Annotated in this window: 22 protein-coding genes; 5 read left to right on the top strand and 17 right to left on the bottom strand. The window is 70.9% G+C overall.

Annotated features, from left to right (window positions below):
* Positions 1-110: 110 nt before the first annotated feature.
* The 4 genes from ABQ271_RS01945 to xylA are packed head-to-tail and all read right to left on the bottom strand — an operon-like array spanning position 111 to position 4,474.
* The gene (locus ABQ271_RS01945; RefSeq protein WP_349309871.1) at positions 111-1,208 is read right to left on the bottom strand and encodes a Gfo/Idh/MocA family oxidoreductase; all 1,098 of its coding nucleotides are present in this window, start codon (positions 1,206-1,208) and stop codon (positions 111-113) included.
* Positions 1,187-1,888, bottom strand: coding sequence for a ThuA domain-containing protein (locus ABQ271_RS01940; RefSeq protein WP_349309870.1), 702 nt, complete (start codon positions 1,886-1,888; stop codon positions 1,187-1,189). Before ABQ271_RS01940 ends, ABQ271_RS01945 begins: the two co-directional genes overlap by 22 nt.
* Positions 1,885-3,285: an FGGY family carbohydrate kinase gene (locus ABQ271_RS01935; RefSeq protein WP_349309869.1), complete on the bottom strand. Its 1,401-nt coding sequence runs from the start codon at positions 3,283-3,285 to the stop codon at positions 1,885-1,887. The genes ABQ271_RS01940 and ABQ271_RS01935 overlap by 4 nt, the downstream gene beginning before the upstream one ends.
* Before the next feature lies 1 nt (position 3,286).
* Positions 3,287-4,474, bottom strand: coding sequence for a xylose isomerase (xylA, locus tag ABQ271_RS01930; RefSeq protein WP_349309868.1), 1,188 nt, complete (start codon positions 4,472-4,474; stop codon positions 3,287-3,289).
* A gap of 94 nt (positions 4,475-4,568) precedes the next feature.
* Here xylA and ABQ271_RS01925 point away from each other — a divergent pair, with 94 nt between their 5' ends.
* Positions 4,569-5,738: an ROK family protein gene (locus tag ABQ271_RS01925; RefSeq protein WP_349309867.1), complete on the top strand. Its 1,170-nt coding sequence runs from the start codon at positions 4,569-4,571 to the stop codon at positions 5,736-5,738.
* Positions 5,739-6,137: 399 nt separating this feature from the next.
* On the opposite strand, the gene ABQ271_RS01920 is transcribed toward ABQ271_RS01925, so the two are convergent.
* The 7 genes from ABQ271_RS01920 to ABQ271_RS01890 form a co-directional block, all read right to left on the bottom strand.
* Positions 6,138-6,833: an SDR family oxidoreductase gene (locus ABQ271_RS01920; protein ID WP_349309866.1), complete on the bottom strand. Its 696-nt coding sequence runs from the start codon at positions 6,831-6,833 to the stop codon at positions 6,138-6,140.
* A 153-nt stretch (positions 6,834-6,986) separates the two neighbouring features.
* Positions 6,987-7,562, bottom strand: a complete 576-nt coding sequence (locus ABQ271_RS01915) for a TetR/AcrR family transcriptional regulator (protein WP_349309865.1) — start codon at positions 7,560-7,562, stop codon at positions 6,987-6,989.
* Positions 7,562-8,350 carry a CoA ester lyase gene (locus ABQ271_RS01910; RefSeq protein ID WP_349309864.1) on the bottom strand — a complete coding sequence of 263 codons (789 nt, stop codon included), beginning with the start codon at positions 8,348-8,350 and terminating at the stop codon, positions 7,562-7,564. The genes ABQ271_RS01915 and ABQ271_RS01910 overlap by 1 nt, the downstream gene beginning before the upstream one ends.
* Positions 8,347-8,838 carry a MaoC family dehydratase gene (locus ABQ271_RS01905; protein WP_349309863.1) on the bottom strand — a complete coding sequence of 164 codons (492 nt, stop codon included), beginning with the start codon at positions 8,836-8,838 and terminating at the stop codon, positions 8,347-8,349. Before ABQ271_RS01905 ends, ABQ271_RS01910 begins: the two co-directional genes overlap by 4 nt.
* Positions 8,835-10,799, bottom strand: a complete 1,965-nt coding sequence (locus ABQ271_RS01900; RefSeq protein ID WP_349309862.1) for an acetyl-CoA carboxylase biotin carboxylase subunit — start codon at positions 10,797-10,799, stop codon at positions 8,835-8,837. Before ABQ271_RS01900 ends, ABQ271_RS01905 begins: the two co-directional genes overlap by 4 nt.
* Positions 10,799-12,361: a carboxyl transferase domain-containing protein gene (locus tag ABQ271_RS01895; RefSeq protein ID WP_349309861.1), complete on the bottom strand. Its 1,563-nt coding sequence runs from the start codon at positions 12,359-12,361 to the stop codon at positions 10,799-10,801. Before ABQ271_RS01895 ends, ABQ271_RS01900 begins: the two co-directional genes overlap by 1 nt.
* 97 nt (positions 12,362-12,458) lie before the next feature.
* Positions 12,459-12,854 (bottom strand): SRPBCC family protein, encoded by a 396-nt coding sequence (locus ABQ271_RS01890; protein WP_349309860.1) that lies wholly within the window; start codon positions 12,852-12,854, stop codon positions 12,459-12,461.
* A 57-nt stretch (positions 12,855-12,911) separates the two neighbouring features.
* On the opposite strand from ABQ271_RS01890, the gene ABQ271_RS01885 reads away from it, so the two are divergent.
* Positions 12,912-13,502 (top strand): nitroreductase family protein, encoded by a 591-nt coding sequence (locus ABQ271_RS01885; RefSeq protein WP_349309859.1) that lies wholly within the window; start codon positions 12,912-12,914, stop codon positions 13,500-13,502.
* Positions 13,503-13,505: 3 nt separating this feature from the next.
* On the opposite strand, the gene ABQ271_RS01880 is transcribed toward ABQ271_RS01885, so the two are convergent.
* Positions 13,506-14,612, bottom strand: a complete 1,107-nt coding sequence (locus ABQ271_RS01880; RefSeq protein ID WP_349310926.1) for an acyl-CoA desaturase — start codon at positions 14,610-14,612, stop codon at positions 13,506-13,508.
* Positions 14,613-14,792: 180 nt separating this feature from the next.
* The gene (locus ABQ271_RS01875) at positions 14,793-15,332 is read right to left on the bottom strand and encodes a YaeQ family protein (RefSeq protein ID WP_349309858.1); all 540 of its coding nucleotides are present in this window, start codon (positions 15,330-15,332) and stop codon (positions 14,793-14,795) included.
* A gap of 91 nt (positions 15,333-15,423) precedes the next feature.
* Here ABQ271_RS01875 and ABQ271_RS01870 point away from each other — a divergent pair, with 91 nt between their 5' ends.
* Positions 15,424-15,795: a hypothetical protein gene (locus tag ABQ271_RS01870; protein WP_349309857.1), complete on the top strand. Its 372-nt coding sequence runs from the start codon at positions 15,424-15,426 to the stop codon at positions 15,793-15,795.
* The gene (locus ABQ271_RS01865) at positions 15,795-16,610 is read left to right on the top strand and encodes a hypothetical protein (protein ID WP_349309856.1); all 816 of its coding nucleotides are present in this window, start codon (positions 15,795-15,797) and stop codon (positions 16,608-16,610) included. Before ABQ271_RS01870 ends, ABQ271_RS01865 begins: the two co-directional genes overlap by 1 nt.
* Here the strand turns inward: ABQ271_RS01865 and ABQ271_RS01860 are convergent.
* Positions 16,571-17,392, bottom strand: coding sequence for an isoprenylcysteine carboxylmethyltransferase family protein (locus ABQ271_RS01860; protein WP_349310925.1), 822 nt, complete (start codon positions 17,390-17,392; stop codon positions 16,571-16,573). The genes ABQ271_RS01865 and ABQ271_RS01860 overlap by 40 nt on opposite strands.
* A gap of 122 nt (positions 17,393-17,514) precedes the next feature.
* On the bottom strand, positions 17,515-17,817 hold the full coding sequence (locus ABQ271_RS01855) for a DUF1540 domain-containing protein (protein WP_349309855.1): 303 nt from the start codon (positions 17,815-17,817) through the stop codon (positions 17,515-17,517).
* A gap of 320 nt (positions 17,818-18,137) precedes the next feature.
* Between ABQ271_RS01855 and ABQ271_RS01850 the strand changes: the two genes are divergently transcribed.
* On the top strand, positions 18,138-20,591 hold the full coding sequence (locus ABQ271_RS01850) for a LuxR C-terminal-related transcriptional regulator (protein WP_349309854.1): 2,454 nt from the start codon (positions 18,138-18,140) through the stop codon (positions 20,589-20,591).
* Between the two features lie 280 nt (positions 20,592-20,871).
* On the opposite strand, the gene ABQ271_RS01845 is transcribed toward ABQ271_RS01850, so the two are convergent.
* Both ABQ271_RS01845 and ABQ271_RS01840 read right to left on the bottom strand, forming a co-directional pair.
* Positions 20,872-22,623 (bottom strand): DUF4012 domain-containing protein, encoded by a 1,752-nt coding sequence (locus ABQ271_RS01845; RefSeq protein WP_349309853.1) that lies wholly within the window; start codon positions 22,621-22,623, stop codon positions 20,872-20,874.
* Complete coding sequence (locus tag ABQ271_RS01840; RefSeq protein ID WP_349309852.1) at positions 22,620-23,279, bottom strand: LPXTG cell wall anchor domain-containing protein; 660 nt, start codon at positions 23,277-23,279, stop codon at positions 22,620-22,622. Before ABQ271_RS01840 ends, ABQ271_RS01845 begins: the two co-directional genes overlap by 4 nt.
* Positions 23,280-23,282 lie beyond the last annotated feature (3 nt).

Here is a 23,282-nt window from a genome sequence, read left to right as displayed (position 1 = left end):
TGAAGATAACCCGCGAACCCGGACGCGTCAAACATCACGTTCCGGCCACGCGACAACGCCGCCCCGGCGGGTAGCGGGGGCGGCGTTGTCGGCGCAGTCGAGAGGGGAGGTCAGCCGCCGAAGCGGGTCCACTCCGCGGCCGGGGTGAGCGGAACGAGTGGCGGGCGTTCGACGGTCGAGCCGATCTCGATACGGCGCCCTTCCGCCGAGGAACGCAGCAGGCTCTCCATCACGTCGAGCACGTGCAGTGCGAGAGCGCCGCTGGCCCTGCCGCCGCCCATCGCCGCGTCGATGACGGCGATGCCGCGGCCGGAACCTTCGTAGCCTGCCGACGCCGGAACCGACCGCCAGCCGTCCGCGCCGAGCTCCGCGAGGCGCACCTCGCCGTCGAACATGTTCGGATCGGGCACGGCGATAGACCCGCTCTCGCCGTGGACCTCGATGGGCGGCGCCGCGGTCGCGACGGCGTCGAAGCTCGTGACGATGGTCGACACGGCACCGCTCGCGTGCTCCAGCAGGCCGCTGAGGTGGGTGTCGACCTCGACCCGGATCCGCTCCCCCGCCCGCGGTCCGGTCGCGATGGTCCGCTCGGCGCGCGCGCGTCGCGCGGCGCCCGTGACGGCGACGACGGGACCCAGCAGGTGGATGAGGCTCGTCACGTAGTACGGCCCCATGTCGAACAGCGGCCCTCCGCCGGGCGCGTAGTAGAACCCCGGGGCCGGATGCCACAGCTCATGGCCCGGCGACACCCAGGTCGCGCTCGCGGCGACGGGACGGCCGATCGCGCCGTCATCGACGAGACGCCGGGCCGTCTGGATGCCGGTGCCGAGCACCGTGTCGGGCGCTGCGGTCACCTGCACGCCGGCGGCGGCCGCGGCATCCAGCACCGCTCTTCCTTCGGCGACGCTGAGGGCCAGCGGCTTCTCGCCGTGCACCGATTTGCCGGCGGCGATCGCCGCATGCGCGATCTCGGCGTGGGCGGCGGGGACGGTGAGGTTCAGGACGGTCTGCACCTCGGGGTCGGCCATCAGCTCGTCGACCGTGAGTGCCCGAGCGCCGGGGACGGCCCCGGCCACCTCAGCGGTGCGGTCGGGGCGCAGATCGGCGACCGCCGCGACGCGGATCGACGGGCTGCGCGCGAACAGGTCGAGGTACTGGGCCGAGATGACGCCGAGTCCGACGATGCCTACGGTGTGCGGGCTGCCCACAGGAGGCCCCTTTCGACGATGGTGCGGACGTTCGGATCGGCGAGGACCTCGGGCGTGTGGCCCGGCGTCGCGACGAAGACACGGCCGGCGCCCCAGAGCCGTGTCCAGACCGCGGGACTCACGATCGGGCGATGCCAGGGGTGGTACTCCCGGGTCGGATGCGTCGTGGTCGCGAGCACGTCGATCAGGTCGTCGTGGAGCACCCAGTACTGCTCGGTGTGCAGGACGAAGTCCTCGACCCCCGCCGTGATCTCGTGACGCCGACCGAGGTCGGTGATCTCGACCGTGTAGTCGAGGTAGTTGTCGCTCTCGTCACCGGGCCGGTCGTCGGGGTGCCGTCCGGGATGCGTCGCGAACTGGCCGCCGACGAGCTGCAGGTAGTCCGAACTGCCGCGATACGAGTCGGCGATGCCGCCGTGCCAGCCCGCAAGACCGGCGCCCGCCTCGACTGCGGCGCGGAGCCCGCGGAGTGCGTCGTCCGAGATCGACGACATCGTCACCGCCTGCAGGATCAGGTCGACCCCCGACATCCGCTCGGCGTCGGCGTAGACCTCGTTCGACTCCTCCACCGCGACCTCGAAACCGTTCTCTTCGAGGAACGGGACGAACATGTCGGTCGCCGCGACCGGATGGTGCCCGTCCCACCCGCCGCGGACGATCAGCACGCGGCGAAAACTCATCGCGTCTCCGCCGCTCGCCGGGCAGCGACCGCGTCGTAGCGCTCGCGGACGTCCGGACGGGGGTCGGATGCCGCCTCCCGATCCATCGCGACGGCCCACTCCGGCCACGCGCCGGCGAGCACCGCCGCCGCCTGGCGCGCCGCTCCCTGCGCGACGTACTCACCCGGAGCCGGGACGGCCACCGGCACGTCGAAGACCTGCGCCGCGACGGCCGCGACCGCGGGATTCCGTGCTGCGCCGCCGACGAGGAGCACCCGCTCTGCCGTGACCCCGAGACCGCGGATCGCATCGAGACCCGTCGCGAGGCCGGCGAGCATGCCTTCGATCGCCGCGCGCGCGAGGTTCTCGCGCGTCGTATTCACGAGCGATAAGCCGTCGATCGAGGCTCGAGCCGTCGGCAGGTTCGGGGTGCGCTCACCCTCGAACCAGGGCACGAGCACCACACCGCCGGCGCCGGGCTCGGCCGCGGCAGCGAGCTCGGTGAGTCCGTCGTGGTCGACGCCGAGCAGGCGCGCGGTCGCGTCGAGCACCCGCGCCGCGTTCAGAGTCGCGACGAGCGGCAGGAACCGTCCCGTCGCGTCGGCGAAGCCCGCCGCGGTGCCGGTCGGATCGATCGTGCGGGTGTCGCTAACGGCGAAGACCGTCCCCGACGTGCCGATGGACACGACGACGTCCCCTGCCGTCGCCCCCACGCCGAGTGCTGCGCCCGCGTTGTCGCCCGCACCGGGGCCGACGCGGCGACCGTCGGTATCCGTCACCCATTCGAGCGGTCCGAGCACGCGTGGCAGCACCGCATCGTGACCGAGCGCAGCCATGAGCAGCTCGCGGTCGTACTCGCCGGACTCGGGATTCCAGTAGCCCGTGCCGGAGGCGTCGGAGCGGTCGGTGACGAGCTCATCGAGCGCCGGGTTCTGCGGTCCGAAGCCGCGCAGTCGCCACGTCAGCCAGTCGTGCGGCAGCGCCACCGCCGCGACGCGGGCGGCGTTGTCGGGCTCGGCCTCCCGCAGCCACCGGAGCTTGGTGATCGTGAACGATGCGACCGGGACGAGACCCGTGCGCTCCGCGAGCACCTCCGCCCCGAACTCCGCCGTGAGAGCGGATGCCGCAGCCCCCGATCGCGTGTCGTTCCACAGCAGCGCGTCGCGCACCACCGCGCCCGAGGCGTCGAGCGCGACCATGCCGTGCTGCTGGCCCCCGATCGACCAGGCTGCCACGTCGTCGATGCCACCGGCATCCGCGATCGCCGTCTGCAGTGCGGTCCACCACGCCTCCGGATCGACCGAGGTGCCGTCGGGGTGCGACGCACGACCGGAGCGGACGATCGCTCCGGTCGTGACGTCGACGATGACGACCTTGCAGGATTGCGTCGACGAGTCGACGCCCATCACGAGGGTCACGTCAGCGCGCGCCCAGCAGGTGCTCGGTCGCCAGCTGCTGCAGGCGGACGAAGCCGGCGCCCTTGCCGCCGAGGTAGACGCTCGGGTCGAAGTCCTCGTACGCCGAGCGGTCGGCGAGGAAGTCGTCGTAGCTCTCGCCCGGGTTCAGGGTCGGGGTCGACAGGTCGTCGACCTTGGCGGCGGCGAGCGCGTCCTGCACCTCGGGGTCGGCGCGGAACGCCTGTGCGCGCTCCTTGAGGAGGAGGTAGGTGCGCATGTTGGCGGCGGCCGACTCCCAGACGCCGGTCTCGTCCTCGGTGCGGCTCGGCTTGTAGTCGAAGTGTCGCGGGCCGTCGTAGGCCGGCACCCCGCCGGGGCCGCCGTTCTCGAGCAGGTCGACGAGCGAGAAGGCGTTGTGCAGGTCGCCGTGACCGAAGACGAGGTCCTGGTCGTACTTGATGCCGCGCTGGCCGTTGAGGTCGATGTGGAAGAGCTTGCCGTGGTACAGCGCCTGGGCGATGCCGGCCGTGAAGTTCAGGCCCGCCATCTGCTCGTGACCGACCTCGGGGTTCACGCCGAACAGCTCGGAGCGCTCGAGCGAGTCGATGAACGCGATCGCGTGGCCGAGGGTCGGGAGCAGGATGTCGCCGCGCGGCTCGTTCGGCTTCGGCTCGATCGCGAAGCGGATGTCGTAGCCCTTGTCGGTGACGTAGTCGCCGAGCAGGTTGACAGCCTCGCGGTAGCGCTCGAGCGCCTGGCGGACGTCCTTGGCGGAGTCGTACTCGGCGCCTTCGCGACCGCCCCACATGACGAAGGTCTTCGCGCCGAGTTCGGCACCGAGGTCGAGCTGGCGGAAGACCTTGCGGAGCGCGAAGCGGCGGACGTCGCGGTCGTTCGCGGTGAAGCCGCCGTCCTTGAAGACGGGCGCGCTGAAGAGGTTGGTCGTGACCATCGGGATGATCATCCCGGTGGCGTCGAGGGCGCCCTTCAGGCGGTCGATCCCGCGCTGGCGCTCGGCGTCGCTCGAACCGAAGGCGAACAGGTCGTCGTCGTGGAAGGTGAGGCCGTAGGCGCCGAGCTCGGCGAGCTTCTCGACGGCGTGGACGACGTCGAGCGGGTGGCGGGTCGGGCCGCCGAACGGGTCGGTGCCGTTGTAGCCGACGGTCCACAGACCGAAGCTGAACTTGTCTGCGGGGGTGGGGGTGACCATGACGCTCCTTCGCGAGCCGGACAATTGTTGTTACCAGCAACGTATACCAGGCGCGCCTCGACGACAAACCCCGATTCGTGGCTAATGTGGGTCCGTGACCGAGCAGGGGCGAACCGTCGAATCCGTGCGGCGCGCGAACCTGGGCAGCATCCTCGGCATCGTGCACCGCGAGGGCCCGCAGTCGCGCGCGGCTCTCACCGAATCGACCGGACTCAACCGCTCGACCGTCGCCGACCTCGTCGGGACGCTCGTCTCCTTCGGGCTCGTCGCCGAACGCGCCCCCGATCCGTCGCGCCGGGTCGGCCGCCCCTCCCCCGTCGTCGCGGTGGACCCCGCCGTCGTCGCCATCGCCGTCAACCCCGAGGTCGATGCGCTCGAGATCGCCGCCGTCGGCCTCGACCGCGACATCCGCGCCGTCGTCGTCCTGCCGCAAGACACGCTGCTCACCCCCGAGCGGACCGCCGAGCTCGTCGCCGAGCAGATCGCCGCCTGGCGCACGGCGGAGCTCGCCCATGCCCGCATCCTCGGCATCGGCCTCGCCGTGCCCGGTCTCGTCCGCATCGAGGACGGACTCGTCCGCGACGCGCCCCACCTCGGCTGGGTCGACGCGCCGCTTCGCGACCTCGTTGCGGCGGCCACCGGCATCCCCGTCGTCGTCGGCAACGATGCGACCCTCGGCACCATCGCCGAGCACCTCTTCGGCGCGGCGCGCGGCATCGACCACGCGGTCTACCTCAACGGCGGCGCGAGCGGCATCGGCGGCGGGATCATCGTGAACGGGATGCCGGTGGCCGGCGCCGGCGGCTACGCCGGGGAGTTCGGGCAGAACCGCCCCGGCATCGCCACCCTGGCCGATCGACGAGCCCGCGACGGAGTGCTCGAGGACGAGGTCAGCCGGGCCCGGCTGCTGTCGGTCGTGGGGCTGGGCCGCGGCGACGACCGCGAACTCGGCGAGGCGCTCGCGGCGCAGATCGACACCCCGTCGGTCACGGGAGAGGTCGAGCGGCAGCGCCGCATCCTCGCCACTGCGCTGGCGAACGCGGTCAACGTCCTGAATCCGTCGGTCATCGTTCTCGGCGGGTTCTTGTCTGTGCTCGCCGAGCTCGACGTCGCTGCGCTGGAGGACGCCGTGCGTGCGCAGGCGATGCCACCCTGCGGTGAGCACCTGCAGATCCTCCCGGCCGGCCTCGCCGAGCACCGGCTGCTCATCGGCGCCGCCGAGGCAATCTTCGAGCGCGTGCTGTCGAACCCGCAGCCCGTCTGAGCGGTCCGCGGCCGCTCGCGGGTGCCGTCGCGTGTGCCGAGTGCAGGTTCAGAGGCCGCTGAGGCGCCTCATCCGTCCCCGGACGCGGCGCTGAACCTGCAGTCGGTACATCCGCGAGCCGTTCTCCGGATGGAGACGGGAAATGCCGCCCGCAGCGGGCTGCCGGGGCGATCCATCCGGAGAACGGGCGGGGCGCGGCGCCAGCTCCTCGTTCGTAGAGACGGAGCGCCGAACCGAAGAGGCTGTCCGGCATCCGGTCCCGTTCTCCGGATGAACGCGCGTCGAGAACGCGTGACGGCTGCCGTCGCGGGATCTATCCGGAGAACGGCGCGGTACTCTGCCGAGCCGGGCCCGTAAGTGGCAAAGGAGATGCCGGAGACCCGCGCCTCCGGATCACGATCAGCGCGGGCCGGGCTTGACCGACAGGTCGGTGATGACGGCGTCGCGCGGCAGGTCGAGGGCCGTGAGGACGGCGGTGACGACGGATGCCGGTTGGATCCAGGCATCCGGGTCATACGACGCCCCCTCGTGCGCGTGGACCTGCGCCTGCATGGGCGTGGCCGTCCGGCCGGGGTAGACGGTCGTGACGCGCACGCCGTGCTCCGCCTCTTCGCCGCGGAGCGCGTCGGCGAGCGCCTTGAGTCCGTGCTTCGACGCGGCGTACGCAGCCCACTGCGGGTGGGCGGCGAGTCCCGCGCCGGAGTTGACGAACAGCACCTGTCCCCGCGCGGCGCGCACCCGCGGCAGCAGCAGTCGCGTGAGTTCGGCGGGCGCGACGAGGTTGACGGCGAGCTGGTCCTCCCACGACTGCACTGTGAGGTCGGCGACGTGCCCCAGGTCGACGATGCCCGCCGCGTGCACGATCGCGTCGATCCCCTCGGGGAGATCGGATGCCGCGACCGCCGCCGCGAGCGATTGGGGCTGCACGAGGTCGGCGATGATCGCGCCGGCGCCCGGGTGCGCGGCGGTCAGGTCGGCGGCCCGGGCGGCGTCGCGCGCAACGAGGACGAGCCGGTCTCCGCGCTCGGTCAGACGCTCGGCGAGGAGCTGTCCGATGCCCGATCCGGCACCGGTGAGGACGATGGTGTGCGGCATCCCCTCATCCTGTCATCGTGGAGGTTCGCGAGGAGATGCGGCGTCCCGAGGACCGATCCGGCCGTAAACCTCCTCGGAAACCGACATCTCCTCGCGAAGCGTCACCGACACCCCCGCGAAGCGTCACCGACACCCCCGCGAAGCGACGCCGCGTCAGTCGTCGAGCAGGGCGCGCCGGGCCATCCCGGCGAGGATGCCGCCGGCCCGCTCACCGCTGGGCGCGGCCGAGTGCGGAGTCGAGTTCAGCAGGCCGAACGCGGCGAGCAGCCGGGTCTCGCGCTCGGCGTCGCCGAGGTCGGGGCGCAGCTCGGCGAACGGTCGGTCCCACTCCTGCACGTACTCGCGCTGCAACCGCCGCACCTGCTGGTTCACCTCGCGAGGCAGGTTGGCGAGTTCGCGGTCCTGCACCCGGATGACGTCCGCGTCGCTCGTGGCGAAGTCGAGGTGGAACGCGATGAGCGCGTCGAAGACCTCGCGTGGCTCGCCGCCCGCAGCGGTGAGCGCTCGTCCTCCCTCGAGCAGTCGCTCGCTCGCGTCGAGGAGCAGGTCGCAGAGGAGCGCCTCCTTGCTCGCGAAGTGACGGTAGAGCGCCGGACCGCTCATGCCCACGGCGTCGCCGAGATCTCCGGTCGACACCGCCGCGAAACCGCGTTCGGCGAACAGGCGCGCAGCGGACGCCATCAGCTCCGCGCGCCGGTTCGCCTTCTGCGTCGCCCGCCAGGTGGTCATCAGGGCAACGCCCGCCGCGCCTGCCGCAGCACCGGCTCGTCGATCATCCGACCGCGGAACCGGAACACCCCGGGCTGGCGCGTCGCCTCGTCGAGCACGGCCTCTGCCCACTCGACCTCCTCGGGCGTCGCCGCGTAGGCACGCCGGATGACCTCGACCTGGGACGGGTGGATGCAGGCGGTCGCCGCGAACCCCGATGCCGCGGCATCCCGCGCCTCGTCCTCGAGCCCCGCCGTGTCGGCGATGTCGAGGTGGACCGCGTCGATGCCATCGATCCCGGCGGCGGCCGCTGCGATCAGCACGCGCGAACGGGCGTACCACGCGACGTCGCGGTACCGGCCGTCGCCCGTGCGGCTGGAGCGCCCGCCGATCCCCGCGACGAGGTCTTCAGCCCCCCACATGAGTCCGTCGACGAGCGGATGCCGCGCGAGCGCGCCCGCGTTCTCGACCCCGCGCGGCGTCTCGCACAGGGCGATGACGCGGTACCCGTCGAGCGCGTCGACCTCGGCGGTCTCCTCGGCCTTCGCGAGCATCAGCCGCCGGAACGGGGTGCCGCGCAGCGCGTCGAGGTCGTGCGCCAGCTCGGGGGTCGAGGAAGGGTTGACGCGCACGATCACGCGCGCGGCGTCGACGTCCGCCGCCACGAGCGCCTCGCGGGCGCCGGCTTTATCGGCCGGCGCGACGGCGTCCTCGAGGTCGAGGATCACGGCATCGGCGGCGGCGAGCGCTTTCGCGTACCGTTCGGGCCGGTCGGCGGGACAGAACAGCAGCGCAGGACCGAGGCTCATGCGGGCGTCCCCGGCGACATCCGCATCAGGGTCGATCGACGCGCGGTCGCGACGACCTGGTCGTGCTGGTTGCGCATCGTGTGCACGAACTCGACGACGCCCTGGCCCGGCCGCGAGCGCGACTCCCGCTTCGAGGCGACGACGGTCTCGGCGTAGAGCGTGTCGCCGTGGCGGACGGGCGCCGGGAAGCTCACCTCCGAGAACCCGAGGTTCGCGACGATCGTCCCCTGCGTGAGCTGCGGGACCGACAGCCCGACGAGGGTCGAGAGGGTGAACATGCTGTTGACCAGCCGGTCGCCGAACTCGGTCTGCTCCGACCACGCGGCATCCAGGTGCAGCGACTGCGTGTTCATGGTGAGGGTCGTAAACAGCACGTTGTCGGCCTCGGTCACGGTGCGGCCGGGGCTGTGGACGTAGACGGCGCCCTCCTCGAGCTCGTCGAAGTACAGTCCGCGCTGCACGATGCGCCGCGGGGTCTCCTCGCTCATGCGTCCTCCTCCGGGGTCGGGGTCACGACGGCCAAGGTCTGCCCGCGGCCGACGCTGTCGCCGGTCGCGACGCGCAACGCCACGGTGCCCGCGACCTCCGCTCTCACCACATGTTCCATCTTCATCGCTTCGACGAGCACCACCGCATCGCCGGCGGCGACCTCTGCCCCATCGGCGACCGAGGTCATCACGACCACCCCGGGCATGGGCGAGACGAGTTCGGGCACGGCCGACGCATCGGCGTCGCGGCGATGGTCGAGCCGCACGCGCCGCACCTCGTGCGCGCGTCCGCCCGCCGAGAGCCAGACGACGTCGCCGTCGACCGCCGCGACGAGCGGGACGCTCCGATCCCCGATCCGCACGACGACCCGGTCGCCGATGGGATGGACGGATGCCGCGACCGCCGCGCCGTCGACGATCACCCCGTCGCCGACCAGCTCCACGATCCGCTCCTCGCCGCCGGACGCGAGCCGGTACCGTCGCGGTGCGGGCGAGCCCAGGCGCCAGCCGTCCGCGCGCCGCCACGGACCGCCGGCGCGCGGGACCGCGGCATCCATCAGCAGCGCCGCCTCGGTGAGCACGTCGGCGGGATCGTCCGAGGCGACGAGACCGTCGAGCTCCCGCCCGATGAGTCCCGTGTCGAGCTCACCGGCGACGACCGCCGGCACCTCGAGCAGCGCTCGCAGGAACGGCACGTTCGTCTCGAAGCCGAGCACGGCCGTCTCGCCGAGGGCAGCGACGAGCCGGCGCCGGGCCTCGTCGCGGGTCGCGCCCGTCGCGATGATCTTCGCGAGCATGGGGTCGTAGTCGACCGAGACGTCGAGCCCGTCGGCGAGGGCGCTGTCGACCCGGATGCCGGGGCCCACCGGGTGCACGACGCGCACCACGCGCCCGCCCGTCGGAAGGAAGCTGGCGGCCGGATCCTCGGCGTAGACCCGCGCCTCGATGCTGTGCCCGGTGAGCACCACGTCGTCCTGACCGAACCCGAGCGCCTCCCCCGCCGCGATCCGCAGCTGCGCCGCGACCAGGTCGATGCCGGTGACCTCCTCGGTGACCGGGTGCTCGACTTGCAGACGCGTGTTCATCTCCATGAAGAAGAACTCGTCGGGGTTGTCCGCGGCGACGATGAACTCCACGGTCCCCGCGCCGCGGTAGTCGACGCTCCGCGCCGTCTCGCACGCCGCCTGCCCGATGCGGGCACGGGTCGTCTCGTCGAGAAGCGGCGACGGCGCCTCCTCGATGACCTTCTGATGGCGGCGCTGCAGCGAGCACTCCCGCTCGCCGAGGTGCACCACGTTCCCGTGCGCGTCGGCGAGTACCTGCACCTCGATGTGCCGAGGGGTGTCGACGTAGCGCTCGAGGAACAGGGTGTCGTCTCCGAAGCTCGCGCCCGCCTCGCGTCGCGCAGCGGCGAGCGCCGCCGGGAGACCCCCGGCATCCGTCACCACGTGCATGCCCTTGCCGCCGCCGCCCGCGGACGGCTTGATGAGCAGCGGATAGCCCACCTCGGGGGCCGCCGCGATCAGCTCGTCATCGGTCATGCCGGCGCGTGCGACGCCCGGCACGGTAGGCACGCCGCGCGCCTCGACGGCGTGCTTCGCCGCGATCTTGTCGCCCATCGTGCGGATCGCGTCGGCGGAGGGTCCGATGAAGACGATGCCCGCCTCGTCGCACGCCGCGGCGAACGCGGTGTTCTCGGAGAGGAACCCGTACCCCGGGTGGATCGCCTCCACCCGGGTGGCGCGGGCCGCGGCGATCACCGCGTCGATGTTCAGGTAGCTCTGCGCGGCGGGCGCTGGCCCGAGCCGCACGGCCTCATCGGCGAGCGCGACGTGGCGGGCACCGGCATCCGCGTCGCTGTAGACGGCGACCGAGCGGATCCCGAGCTCCCGCAGGGTGCGGATGACGCGGCACGCGATCTCGCCGCGGTTGGCCACGAGGACGGTGGAGAACATGCGCATCACATCCGGAAGACGCCGTAGCCCGGCGCGTCGAAGGGGGCCCGCAGGCAGACGTCGAGGGCGAGACCGAGCGCGTCGCGGGTCTCGGCGGGGGCCAGGATGCCGTCGTCCCACAGGCGGGCCGTCGAGTAGTACGGGCTCCCCTGCTCCTCGTACTGCGCACGGATCGGCGCCTGGAACGCCGCCTCGTCCTCCGCCGACCACTCCCCGCCGCGCGCCTCGATCTGCTCGCGGCGGACGGTGGAGAGAACGGATGCCGCCTGCGGACCGCCCATGACCGACACCCGCGCGCCGGGCCAGAGCCATAGGAAACGCGGCGAGTAGGCGCGGCCGCACATCGAATAGGTGCCGGCGCCGAACGAGCCGCCGACGACGACGGTGAGCTTCGGGACCGACGCGCACGCGACGGCGTTGACCATCTTGGCGCCGTGCTTCGCGATGCCGGCCGACTCGTACTCGCGGCCGACCATGAAGCCCGCGATGTTCTGCAGGAACACGAGCGGGATGCCGCGCTGGTCGCACAGCTCGATGAAGTGCGCGCCCTTCAGGGCGGACTCGCCGAACAGCACGCCGTTGTTCGCGAGGATGCCGACGCGATGACCGTGCAGACGTGCGAAGCCGGTCACGAGGGTCTCGCCGTACTCGCGCTTGAACTCGTGCCAGCTGCCGCCGTCGATGAGGCGGTGGACGATCTCGCGGGCGTCGTACGGGCTGGTGAGTTCGACCGGCACGACGTCGACCAGGGTCGCCGGATCAGCGACCGGCGCCGTCACCGGCTCGGGCTGTTCGCGCAGCGGCGCGGGGGCGGGGAGGGTCGCGACGATGTCGCGGACGATCTGCAGCGCGTGCTCGTCGCTCTCGGCGAGGTGGTCGGTGACGCCGGAGACCTTCGTGTGCAGGTCGCCGCCGCCGAGATCCTCGGCCGAGACGACCTCGCCGGTCGCCGCCTTCACGAGCGGCGGTCCGCCGAGGAAGATCGTGCCCTGATTTCGGACGATGACCGTTTCGTCGCTCATCGCCGGAACGTAGGCCCCGCCGGCGGTCGACGACCCGAGGACGGCGGCGATCTGCGGGATGCCGGCCCGCGACATCCGTGCCTGGTTGTAGAAGATGCGCCCGAAGTGGTCGCGGTCGGGGAACACCTCGTCCTGCATGGGTAGGAACGCGCCGCCGGAGTCGACGAGGTAGACGCACGGCAGGCGGTTCTCGGCGGCGATCTCCTGCGCGCGGAGGTGCTTCTTGACCGTGATCGGGTAGTACGTGCCGCCCTTCACGGTCGCGTCGTTGGCGACGACCATCACGTGCCGGCCGTGGATCAGCCCGACACCCGCGACCACGCCGCCCGAGGGGCACTCGTCGTCGTACAGGTCGAGCCCCGCGAGCGCGCCCACCTCGAGGAAGGGGCTGCCGACGTCGAGGAGCGTGTCGATGCGGTCCCGCGCGAGGAGCTTGCCGCGGGCGGTGTGGCGCTCGCGCGCCCGTTCGGGTCCGCCGCGCGCGGCCTCGGCGCGATGGCGCTCGAGCTCGGCGATCAGGTCGGGATACGTCGTGGGGGCTGTCATCGTCGACGCCACCTCCGGAAGAGTGCGCGTTGAGTTATCGATTGATAACTCAGTCGAACGATAACACCGCCGCCCCCGCGCGGGAAGACCCGCTCGGTCAGCCTGTCATGACCGCCTCGAGCGCCTCGAGGTCGCTCTCGATGGCCGCGGCATCCTCGTCGAACTCCGCGTCAGTCACCCCGTCGCGGCGATAGAGCGTGAAGACGACCTCGCTCCCGCCGTCGTTGCGGAGGATGCGCAGGGGGTTGTGAACGACGGTGCCGTCGGGAAGCCGCACGTCGTGGTCGAGCACCCCCGCCTCGATCGGACCGACGAACGCCACCTCGATGTCACCGAGGGGCGAGTCCGCCAGCCACCTTCCCCCGTCGTTCCGGATGCCGCTGCTCAGCCCCGCCGCCCAGCGAGGCAGGTTCGCGGGGTCGCCGGCGAAGGCGATCACGTCCCGAGGGGGACGCGCGATCGAGCGGGAGAGGTGCCGAGCGGGCCAGGTCATGCCCGGAGGCTATCGCGCTCCGGCGACACCTGTCGTGGAAACCGCGAGGATGGAGGGATGGCGACATTCTCCGACCCGGTCCTCCAGGCGATGGCGATGCGGCGTTCGCTCGCGAAGGTCGGACCGGGGTCTCCCTCCGACGACGAGCTCCGCGAACTGCTCTCCGCCGTGACGCCGGTGGCCGACCACAAGGCGCTCCGCCCGTGGCGCCTCCTGACGCTCCGCGGCGACGACCGCGCGCGTCTGGGCGCTGCCCTCGACGCGGCAGCCGGTGTCGAGCGGGATCCGGGCGAGACCAATGCCAAGCCGTTCCGGGCCGACCTCCTGATCGCGGTCGTCGCGAGCCCGAAGAACCACCCCGCCGTTCCGGTATGGGAGCAGCATGCGACCGCGGCGGGCGCTGCGCATCTGCTCGAATTGGCCCTCTGGCGGGCCGGCTGGGGCGTCATGTGGCGCACCGGGCTCGTCGTGAACTCCCCCGAGGTGCGCGCCCTCCACGGTCTCGCCGACACCGAACTTCTCATGGGCTGGCTCTACGTCGGCAGCGTCGACGCAGACCTCCGCGCCCGGATCGACGAAGCGCCGAGGAAGGTGCTCGATCCCGAGCCCTTCCTCGGCGCTCTTCCTGCCGAGGATTCGTCCGTCTGAGGCTCAGCCTCGACGGAACTCCGACGTCATCGGGCAGTCGAACGGGTCACGAGCCGCGAGGCCCACCCGGTTGAGGTAGTCGATGACGATGGCGTACGAGCGGATGAGGCTGGTCTCCGTGTAGGGGACGTTCAGCGTCGCGCAGTGCTCCCGGACGATCTCGCGCGCCTTCGAGAGGTGCGGTCGGGGCATGTTCGGGAAGAGGTGGTGCTCCACCTGGTAGTTGAGGCCGCCCATGAGCCAGGTCGCCCACCATCCGCCGCGGATATTGCGCGAGGTGCGGACCTGCTTGCTGAAGAAGTCGAGCTTCGCGTCGGGGGCGATGACCGGCATCCCCTTGTGGTTCGGCGCGAACGACGCACCCATGTAGAGGCCGAAGACGGCGAACTGCACACCCATGAACGCGAATGCCATGCCGAGGGGCAGGAGCAGGAAGACGGGCACGATCACGACGGCGAGACGGACGATGATCATCGCGATCTCGAGCCAGCGCGCCTTGACGTCCTTCTCGGTGACCAGGTACTTCAGGCCGAGGAAGTGGAGGTTCACGCCCTCGAGGGTGAGGAGCGGGAAGAACAGCCAGCCCTGACGCTTGGTGATCGCGCGACGCAGGCCCCGGGCCGAAGCCGCATCGGTCTCGATGAACGAGATCGTGTCGATTTCGATGTCGGGGTCCTTGCCGACGCGGTTCGGGTTCGCGTGGTGGCGCGTGTGCTTGCCGGTCCACCAGGCGTAGCTGATGCCGACGATGCCGGCGGCGAGGATGCGCGCAAGACGGTCGTTCGCGGGACCCGAGCTGAGCACCTGACGGTGCGCGGCTTCGTGGGCGAGGAAGGCGACCTGCGTGAAGATCAGGCCGAGGGCGCCGGCGATGAGCAGCTGGAACCAGCTGTCGCCGAGCAAGATGAACCCGGTCACCGCACCGCCGAAGGCGAGCGTGAGCGCGATGCCGACCATCAGGTAGAAGATCGGCGCGCGCTGCAGCAGCCCGGTCTCTCGCACGATGCGCGAGACGTCGGTGAACGCCTTCGCCATCGGGGGGAACTGATCTGTTCCGGCATACGTCTGACGGACGGGACCGAGACGCGACTCGGCGACGGATGAAGCGATGGGGGCACCTACTCGGGATCGGGAATCCGCTGCGGCGGAAGGGTGAGTCACCAACGGATGTCGATCACTGAGGGCCAGGCTACGGGGAAGCACATCGCCGCCGCGGCATGCATCGTCGATACCCACGGGACTGCCAGGGGGCGCCCAGGGTCGGTGCTAGCTTTCGCCGGCCCGTCCGCGTCAGCCGACGCGCTGCTCCTCGATCGGCGACGAGGTCGACCGACCGTTCACATCGAGGTAGAGATGGCGCTCGGTGACCGACACGGTGACGGTGTTGCGTCGCTCGAGAGCGGATGCCGCATCCTCCAGGAAGTCGCGATCGAAGCTGTAGACGGGGATATCGGCCGCGCGGTGGATGGTCTTTCCCGCCCACGCCTGCGCCAGCCGGTTCGGCTCCCGCTGGGTATACACGGCCACCCGCTCGGCGGCCTTGCTGCCGGCGTGGAGACGCGCGGCATCCGGAGCGCCGACCTCGATCCACGCGATCAGCCGCCCCGTCGCGTCGCGAACGTGGACCGCAGGCTCGTCGGTGGCGGAGATGCCCTCGCTGAAGGCGATCCCCTCCTCGTACTCGAGGGCGTACGCGAGTACTCGGAGGAGCACATTCGTCGCCGTCTCCGAAGGGTGCCGGGCAAGGCGGAGCGACAGTTCGTCGTACACGCCGCGATCGACGTCGGCGAGGTGCACGGTGAACGAGTGCATCGTGGATCCGATGGCCATCCGTTGAGCCTAAGCGGGGACGCCATCACGCGGACACACGGGTGATAATGGGGGCATCCCATCCGGCATCCATTTCAGGGGAGATCTGCTCATGCCGTTCCACAGCAAGGAGATGCTCGAGCAGTGGCTCGAGGAGTTCGCCGGACTGGGGTACTCCATCAGCGAGCGGGTGAAGGTCATCCCGCAGGACGGCGGGGACGGACTCGACACCGGTCTCATCGCCCTCAACCTGCTCGACTCGATGACCCTGACCTATATCCAGCCCGAACCCCTGGGCTCGATCCACTGGGGCATCACGTTCGAAGCACGCGAGAGCGATCTGAAGATGAACGCCGGTCGCACGCTGGAGCTCTCAGGCGAGCTCGCGATGGTGTCCGTGCTCTGCACCTTCCTGCAGACGAAGTCCCTTGCCGAGGTCGAAGCCGAGGTCGGGTCAGTATCCCCTGAGACGCTCGGCCTCTGATGGACGACGCCCTCGACGACGAGCTTCGCGCGCTGCAAGCGAGGGCATACGGTCCGGGCGAGGGCCTCGATGATCCCGCCGCGCGCCGCCGCCTGGACGAACTCGAAGCGCGGGCGCGCACCGAGCGAGGACGCCCGGGGGTCATCGCCGCCGTGCCCGGGACCCAGCCGAAGCCGGCAGAAGGTCCTGCCTCGCCGCCGATGCCGCCCCCGCCCGCACCCACGCTGCCCGCGACCGTCGCCGCCGACCTGCGCGCCACGCGCGCCGACGGGGAGCCTCAGATGCGTCGGCGTCGCGTGTTGGCGGGGCTGGTGTGGGCAGGGTCGCTTGCCATGGTCGCGACCCTCGCGGTCGGCGTCACCGCGGCGGTGAGCACCCGCTCGACAGCGGCCGAAGCGACGAGTCCCTCCGGCATCGAGACCACCCACGTCACCACCCTCGCCGTCGATCGTGACCGCGCATGGCCCGAGGTTCTCAGCGCCCCTCCCGAGGACGCCCAGATCTTCGCCGCGCTCGCAGGCGTGACTCCGATCGTCGCCCACTACGACACGGGCGACAACGGGAGGGCCCGCTGCCTGCAGATCCTCCCCGATGAGGCGTGGAGCGCGTCTCCGGAGGACGGCTGGTCCGGTGCCTGGTACACGAGCTGCGCAGCAGAGCCCTTCGCCCCGGCCTCGAGCTTGATCGTGTCGACGTCGACGCCGACCGCGCTCCGCGAGAGGTTCCCCATCGGCACGCGCCTTCAGTTCGTCCTCGGCGACGGTGTCGTCGAGGTCTACTCCGCAGAGGCACCCGCGGGCGAAGCCGCCGACTGATCGAGGGCAGCGGGCGTCAGGCGCGGCATCCAGCAGCGAACCTGCGCGCGGTACCGTCGGAACTCCGCACCGAAGCGGTCCTCGAGGTCCCGCTCCTCGTGCGGACGAATCGCCGTGTCCCAGACCACCGATCCGCAGACGGCATAGACCACGACGAGCCACGACGACAGCATCAGACCGACCGCGACCCCCTGCGAGATCCCGGCGAGAGCCATCGGGTTGCGGACGAAGCGGTACGGACCGCGAATCACCAGCCGCCGTGCCGTCGCGATCGGGAGCGGCGTACCGTCCCCCGCCGTCGACATGACCGCCGCCGACCAGAGGCCCACCACGCTCGCAGCGGCGAAGAGCACGGCGCCCGCGATCCGCGCGCCCGCGGGCGCCGGCACATGCAGCATCCACCTCGTCTCGAACCAGACGATGACGGCGGGGACGATGCCGAGCGCCACACCCCAGAACACGACGATCTGCAACGCCGTCGCACCGACGTGGCGCCGAACGGGCTGCCCCGCTGCGGCAGGACGGATGCGGAACGGCCCGACCATCAACCAGTGAGTCGGGACGGATCCGCGCAGCATCACGATTCCCGCGAGAACGGATGCCGCCGACGCCGCCGCCATGAGCACGGCACCCCAGCCCGCTTCCGAGGTGACCGCGGCGAACAGCGCAAGCATCACGGTGACGAGGAGCGTCCAGATCGTGACGACGAACACCGCGAACCGACGACCGGTCGCGGCGATCGCCGAGGCCACGACGAACAGCGGGATGTCGAGGATCGCCATGGCGACCGGGTCGAGCGTTCCGAGCGTCGCCTCACGGACGACGGGGACAGTGAAGACGGCGAACCACCAGAGTGCGCCGGCAACGGCTTGGAGCGCGAAGTACGCGCGCGCCACCGCCGGGGTCAGGCGGCCTGGTAGGTCAGGCAGTCGGCCGACTCCGCGCCGGGGCCGACGCGGACAGCGGACGCCGTGCACTCCAGCGACGAGTTGAAGACGCACTCCGAGCGCTGACAGGCGCCGACGTGGCTGACGACCTTGTCAAGGCCGCCCTTCGAGCCGAGGGGAATGAACGTTGCGCACTCCGCATCACCGGGCGTGCCGCCGATGGTGACCGCGGCCGCGTGGCAGTGCGAGTGGTCGTTGTAAGAGCAGCCGAGGGCGCTGCACTCGGACACGCGGGGCAGATCGTCGAGAGTCATGCTCATGGAGGGCTCCTTCAGTGGTCGTAGCCCGAGGGTAAGCCCGCACCCCCCGTGATTGGACAGCCTTAGTTGGAACATTTCCCCCAGGTCAGTCCTCGAAACCTGGTTAGGTGAGCCTTTCCTGAGCGCGGGCCGGAGCGGCTCCGCGAGTCGTGTGCGGTATCACATGTGTGACGTCTCTTCCACCCCAACGGACCGCGTGTCCCCGCAGAGTGGTAGATTCCGACCATCCCGACGCGGGTGGATGGCCACACGAACCCGAACCTCGTGTGGCTCGCGTGGATAGAGGACGCTGATCGACGATGACTGACTGAGGGGGATCGATGACGCGTGCAGCGCATCTCATCGGCACGTCTCCCAGCCTCCTTCTCTGGCCGCAGCTCGCGTTCACTCACGTCGAGGAGGCGATTCAGGACGAGAACGTCCCGCTGCGACTCGTCCTCGTCGGCCCCGCGGGATCCGAGAAGTCGCCCTTGCTTGCAGAGATCGCCCGTCGTGCACCCGCCATCCAGCAGCAGACCACTTTCGTGGACGACGGCCATCTCCTCTCGGACGCGGAGATCCGGGCCCTCGACGCGCACTTGGACGACCCGACGGCCGGGCTGGTCCTCGCCTGCAGGCCGGGCCCATGGAACCCCCTCCTCGCCGGCCTCATCCGGCGCATCGAGCAGTCACGCCCGCCGCTTGCTCTCGGGCAAGTCGACGCCGACGACATCGCGCGCGCACTGCAACGAGCTGGACGCTCGATCGACCCCGGGTGCGTCGCGGGGATCGTGGAGATCACCGCATCGGTGACGTGGCTGGTGAAAGAGGTCATCGCCGCTCACGGCGAGGGATTCTGTCGCGACCCCTCGCACGAGCGGGCGATCCGAGCCGTGGGCGAGGTGATCGCCCTCCGTCTCGACACACTCGACCCGAACACATCGGCGGCCATCCGCCGGGCTAGCCTCGCCGGAGACGACCTCCCCGCATCCGTGGCTGCCGGGGCCGATGACCTGGCGACCGGACACGCCGAGGGACTGATGCTGCGCGGCGGACACACGATCCCCATCGTCGCGCACACCGTTCGACGCACGACGCCGGTCCTCGAGATGATCGACCTGCTCGACAGCACGCCGCGGGTCCCCCTCGACGCAGAGGTCGTCTCCGCTCTCGGACGCCATCACGACCCCCGCCTCGCCCGCGCACTGCAGACGCACGCAGATGAGGCCGTCTCCTACGACAACGAACGTGCGATGGAGCTGTACGACGCGGCGCTCGCGGCCGGTGGCGACCCGACGACGATCGCGATCCGCAAAGCCCGGCTGGCCTGGGCCCGCGGCGACATCGACGAAGCCGCATCCCTCGTCGACGCCGTCGCCGCAGACGCCCAGGGCGACGAGCGCGACGAGGCGGTTCGCATCCTCGGGTCAGCCTGGAGCGCGCGCGGATTCCTGCGGGCGAGCTCTGCGGCTTACCGCGCACATCACGGCGAAGACATCGTGCTGCGCGCCCACGCCGCCATCGCGGCGTTCGGAACGGGCGACGCCACCTCCCTTCGCGATCTTCTCCGCTCGCCCGACATCGACACGGGCGGCCTCCCCACGACGGTCCGCGTGGCCCACACCACCATGCTGCGCGGTCTTGCGTCTTCTCTCGCGTCACCCGTGCGCGGCGCGTTCGACGACCTCATCCGCGCGAGCGAGATGTACGGGGACTCCGGCGAGGCCGGTCCTATTCCTGAGCTCCCCGCGGTGATCGCCGCCATCACCGCACTCAACCTGGGCGAGATCGACACGGCGGCCAACGTCGTGAGCGACGCCCTGATGGAGGAGCACAGCGGACCGTGGGCGCGGTCCCGTCTCCTGCTGTGGTCCGCGTGGATCGCGGTGCACCGGCAGAACCCCGAGGAGGCGGCAGCGCGACTGGCGGACGTAGACGCATCCCCCCTGCCACTGAGTGGACGCGAGGTGTTGATCCGCGACGCGGTGATGCTCGCCCACGTCCGACGTTACGGAACGCACGAAGAACTGCAGGCCGTGTGGGAGCGAGTGCGCGACGACCTACGCCACGTAGAACCGGATCTCTACCTCCTGCATCCCCTGCGCGATTTCATCGAGACGTCCGCCCTGTTCGACGATGCCGAGCGGGTGGATCCCGCCATCGACGCGTTGCGGGGCATCCTGCACGGTCTGGGCGACCCTCCCCTCTGGAGGGTTCCGTTGCTGTGGTCGAAGTATCAGCGCGCGCTCACCTCCGGCGATGCCCACGCGCTGCCGCACGCGAGCCGTGCCTTGACCGGCGCGGCCCGTGATTCACGAGTCGCGGCGGTGATGGCCGCCGCGACGGCGGAGTGGTCGCGCGCACGAGTGGACGACAGCGATATCGACCGCGTGGAGCGGGCGGCCGCTCGCCTCGGATCGTTGGGGTACTCGTGGGAGGGTGCTCGCCTGGCCGTCGCTCTCTCGGAACGCGCTCGAGATCGTCGCGCCAGCTCGAGACTCGCCGCGTTCGCGCGACAGCTCCACCCGAACGTCACGCCTGCGACAGTCGCGGACGGCACATCCCCTCTGGGCGAGGGCGGCGTGTTGAGTGCGCGCGAGAGGGAGGTGGCCGGCCTCGTGCTGAGCGGGATGACCTACGCCGAGATCGGCGAGGCCATCTTCATCTCGCCGCGAACCGCAGAACATCACATCGCACGCATCCGCCGTCGGCTCGGGGCAACATCACGCACCGATCTGATCGCGAAGCTGCAGGCGATCGTGGGACCGGACGAGACGGGAACGCTCGGGCACTGAGCGTCGCGAAGGCGCTACACCTCGGTGATACGTCGTCCTCAGAAGAAGAAAGAGAGCGGACCCTCTCTGGGCCCGATCAGTGGGGACTGCGGCGAGAGAGGGTCCGCGTAACCATCCGGATGCACCGCAGACGCGCAGAGTTTGGGGACAGTGCGCGTCGACACCGCTTGGGGAACGGCGGGGGAATCCTTGGGGGATGGCGCTCTCATGCTAACGGAAAGGCCTTCCCCACAACAGGGATGACGGCCGATCTTCACATAGCCGCCTCAAATATCCGTCATTACGAGGCTCGGCAGGCGATCGCGCCCGACCGCACGTCGACGGATTCGAGCAGCGGAGTGTGGAGAAGAGACGGCGATCGGTTCCCCGACTCGACGTTCGGGCCGGCGACGAAGCGGAAGGCCACCGAGTGCGATTCGCCTGGCGGCAGGTCCACACGGTGAGTGACCGAGGGGCGGTCGCCGACTCGAGCATTCGCCGCCGCCACCGGCTGCCCGTCGATCTCGACGCCCCCCACGAACCACCCCGGAGGCGCGACCACCGTCACCACGGGAGCGATGTGGCCGGCGGGAATGCCGTAGGCGCCCCCGCCGGTGACACTGATCGGCAAGGTCCGACCCTCGGCTCGCGTGAGAGCGCTGCCGAGATCGACCTCGACCTCTACCTCGCGGAGCTCGTCAGCCCGGCACACGCCCGACCGGATCCCCAGTCCGACCGAGAGGTACGGGGTCAGCTTCCCGCCGGTCGCGTCATTGAAGTACGCCGCGAAGGCGTCCGGGCCGGCTGCGTCCTGGCGAGCGAGAGGACCTGCGAACGGGGTCCGCGCCAACACCGACTGCTCGTCGGGATCACGGCTCCACACGGAGATGCGTCCCTCGTCGACGGCGCCCGCGAGGGCGGGGATCATCGCGACGGGCCGCGCCCGCTCGGTGACCGCGGTGAAGACCGCGGCGGCGGCATCCGCGAACCAGCGCCCCTGCGCATCCTGATCGAGCGTGCGATAGGGCTCGACCAGCAGACGGTCGACGACGTTCTTCTGGTCGAGCGCCCCCGCCGACGTCTCGACGGGTCCGATCACACCGAGGACTGCCGCGAGGACGATGGGGTCCACTGAGACGACGGCGTCAGGCGCCGACATCCCGCTCCGGGTCCACCATGCTGAGGCGAGCTGCGCGGTCACGGTGAAGTCGGCGGTCATCGACGTGTTCTGCACGTACCGCCCGATGCCGTCGCCGAGGGCGCGGGTCTCCCCCTCCGGCACCGGAACGAGCGGCTCGGCGGCGGACGTGAACTGAGACGAATCGCGTTGAGCCACGAGCGAGACACGACCGTCGCGGGCGTCGAGCTCGAGGAAGGTTCCCGTGATGCCGCCCCCGGTTCGGAGTTCGGCGGGGTTCTGGAGCATGACCAGGATGCGGCGGTCGCCGTCTGCCCCCAGGAACGCGGGCAGGACGCCGGCCAACTGGTCCGCACCCTCGGTGAGGGGCTTCAGTCGGTCGATCGCGTCGACGATCTTGGCGACACCGTCCGACAGTTGCGGGATGAGGGCGGAGCGGTCGATCCCCGCAAGATCGTCGGCGATGTCGTCGCGCGTGGCCGCCACGCGCTCCAGGTCGGGTGCCGCCTCGCGAAGAACGCCGATCGCCGCGGGAGCGTCAGCGTCGGCGAGTTTCCGGGCGGTGGCGAGCAGAGGCGGCGCAACGTTCTCGCCCACGCGTTCCATCGCCACCGCCGCCCGACGCGCTGCGGACAGATTCGCACCGATGCCGGGAACCGCCTCCGCCGCCCCCCACACCGGATCATCCGTCGGGATCGCCGGTCCGATCTCGGCAGAGAGCAGCGACGCGGCCTTCTCCGCACCGGTGATGTCCCCCGCAGCGACATCCTTCACCGCAGCCTCGGCGTGGACGCCGGCCGCTTCGATCGCATGCTGCAGATCGATCGCCGTCCGCCCCACGTGGACCACAGCCGCCGCACTACCGACCAGGAGCACAGCTCCGGCGAACAGGATCAGTCGTCCGCGCGCCCTCACGACTCGACACGCCGACGGCGGCGCGCGACCAGGAGCACACCTGCGACGACGGCCGCAGTGCCACCCACGGCGGCGACCACCGGCATCTGCCCGCCCGTCATCGCCAGCCCGCCGGGCGTCTGACTGGACGCGACGCCCGCGGGCGTGGCGCACTCATCGGAGTAGCCCGGATAGGCGAGCGGCACATCGAGACGCTCGTCTCCGACGCGGAGCTGCGCGGTGATGTCATCCGTCGTCCATGCGGCGGCGTCGTCACGAGGCTGCCACTCGTCGCCAGAGCGAACCCACCCCGGAAGGGCGGTGACGGTTCCCGCACTGTCGACGGTCACGCCCGGCCAGAGGACGGACCCCTCACCGGTACCGTCGCTCGCGGTCGCGAGCGGAACGACCAGTTGCTTCCCGTCGCCCGAGAAGACGAGTTCCGCCCGAGCGTCTGCCCGGCGCGCTTCGGCCGCAGACCCCCCGCCCACCCGGACGATCGAATAATCGATGGTCGGAGCCTGGCCGATGCACAGCGACTGCGCCGTCGACCCGTCGATTCCCGAGCCGGTCGGCGGCTTCGGTACGTACGATCCGTCGGCGGCGAACGCCGACGTAGATCCCGCCCCCGCGATGACTGCGACCACGATCGTGGCACGCCAAATAATCCCCCACATGTC

The sequence above is a fragment of the Microbacterium sp. MM2322 genome, assembly GCF_964186585.1.
GTDB lineage: Bacteria > Actinomycetota > Actinomycetes > Actinomycetales > Microbacteriaceae > Microbacterium.
The sequence above is the reverse complement of the archived record's forward strand: the minus strand, read 5'-3'. Positions and strand labels throughout refer to the sequence as shown.

Excerpts from the sequence above, each read along its gene's own strand:
- ABQ271_RS01940 (WP_349309870.1), bottom strand. The coding sequence starts at position 1,888 with ATGAGTTTTCGCCGCGTGCTGATCGTCCGCGGCGGGTGGGACGGGCAC.
- xylA (WP_349309868.1), bottom strand. The coding sequence starts at position 4,474 with ATGGTCACCCCCACCCCCGCAGACAAGTTCAGCTTCGGTCTGTGGACC.
- ABQ271_RS01920 (WP_349309866.1), bottom strand. The coding sequence starts at position 6,833 with ATGCCGCACACCATCGTCCTCACCGGTGCCGGATCGGGCATCGGACAG.
- ABQ271_RS01915 (WP_349309865.1), bottom strand. The coding sequence starts at position 7,562 with ATGACCACCTGGCGGGCGACGCAGAAGGCGAACCGGCGCGCGGAGCTG.
- ABQ271_RS01910 (WP_349309864.1), bottom strand. The coding sequence starts at position 8,350 with ATGAGCCTCGGTCCTGCGCTGCTGTTCTGTCCCGCCGACCGGCCCGAA.
- ABQ271_RS01905 (WP_349309863.1), bottom strand. The coding sequence starts at position 8,838 with ATGAGCGAGGAGACCCCGCGGCGCATCGTGCAGCGCGGACTGTACTTC.
- ABQ271_RS01900 (WP_349309862.1), bottom strand. The coding sequence starts at position 10,799 with ATGCGCATGTTCTCCACCGTCCTCGTGGCCAACCGCGGCGAGATCGCG.
- ABQ271_RS01895 (WP_349309861.1), bottom strand. The coding sequence starts at position 12,361 with ATGACAGCCCCCACGACGTATCCCGACCTGATCGCCGAGCTCGAGCGC.
- ABQ271_RS01890 (WP_349309860.1), bottom strand. The coding sequence starts at position 12,854 with ATGACCTGGCCCGCTCGGCACCTCTCCCGCTCGATCGCGCGTCCCCCT.
- ABQ271_RS01885 (WP_349309859.1), top strand. The coding sequence starts at position 12,912 with ATGGCGACATTCTCCGACCCGGTCCTCCAGGCGATGGCGATGCGGCGT.
- ABQ271_RS01875 (WP_349309858.1), bottom strand. The coding sequence starts at position 15,332 with ATGGCCATCGGATCCACGATGCACTCGTTCACCGTGCACCTCGCCGAC.
- ABQ271_RS01870 (WP_349309857.1), top strand. The coding sequence starts at position 15,424 with ATGCCGTTCCACAGCAAGGAGATGCTCGAGCAGTGGCTCGAGGAGTTC.
- ABQ271_RS01865 (WP_349309856.1), top strand. The coding sequence starts at position 15,795 with ATGGACGACGCCCTCGACGACGAGCTTCGCGCGCTGCAAGCGAGGGCA.
- ABQ271_RS01860 (WP_349310925.1), bottom strand. The coding sequence starts at position 17,392 with ATGGCGATCCTCGACATCCCGCTGTTCGTCGTGGCCTCGGCGATCGCC.
- ABQ271_RS01855 (WP_349309855.1), bottom strand. The coding sequence starts at position 17,817 with ATGAGCATGACTCTCGACGATCTGCCCCGCGTGTCCGAGTGCAGCGCC.
- ABQ271_RS01850 (WP_349309854.1), top strand. The coding sequence starts at position 18,138 with ATGACGCGTGCAGCGCATCTCATCGGCACGTCTCCCAGCCTCCTTCTC.
- ABQ271_RS01840 (WP_349309852.1), bottom strand. The coding sequence starts at position 23,279 with ATGTGGGGGATTATTTGGCGTGCCACGATCGTGGTCGCAGTCATCGCG.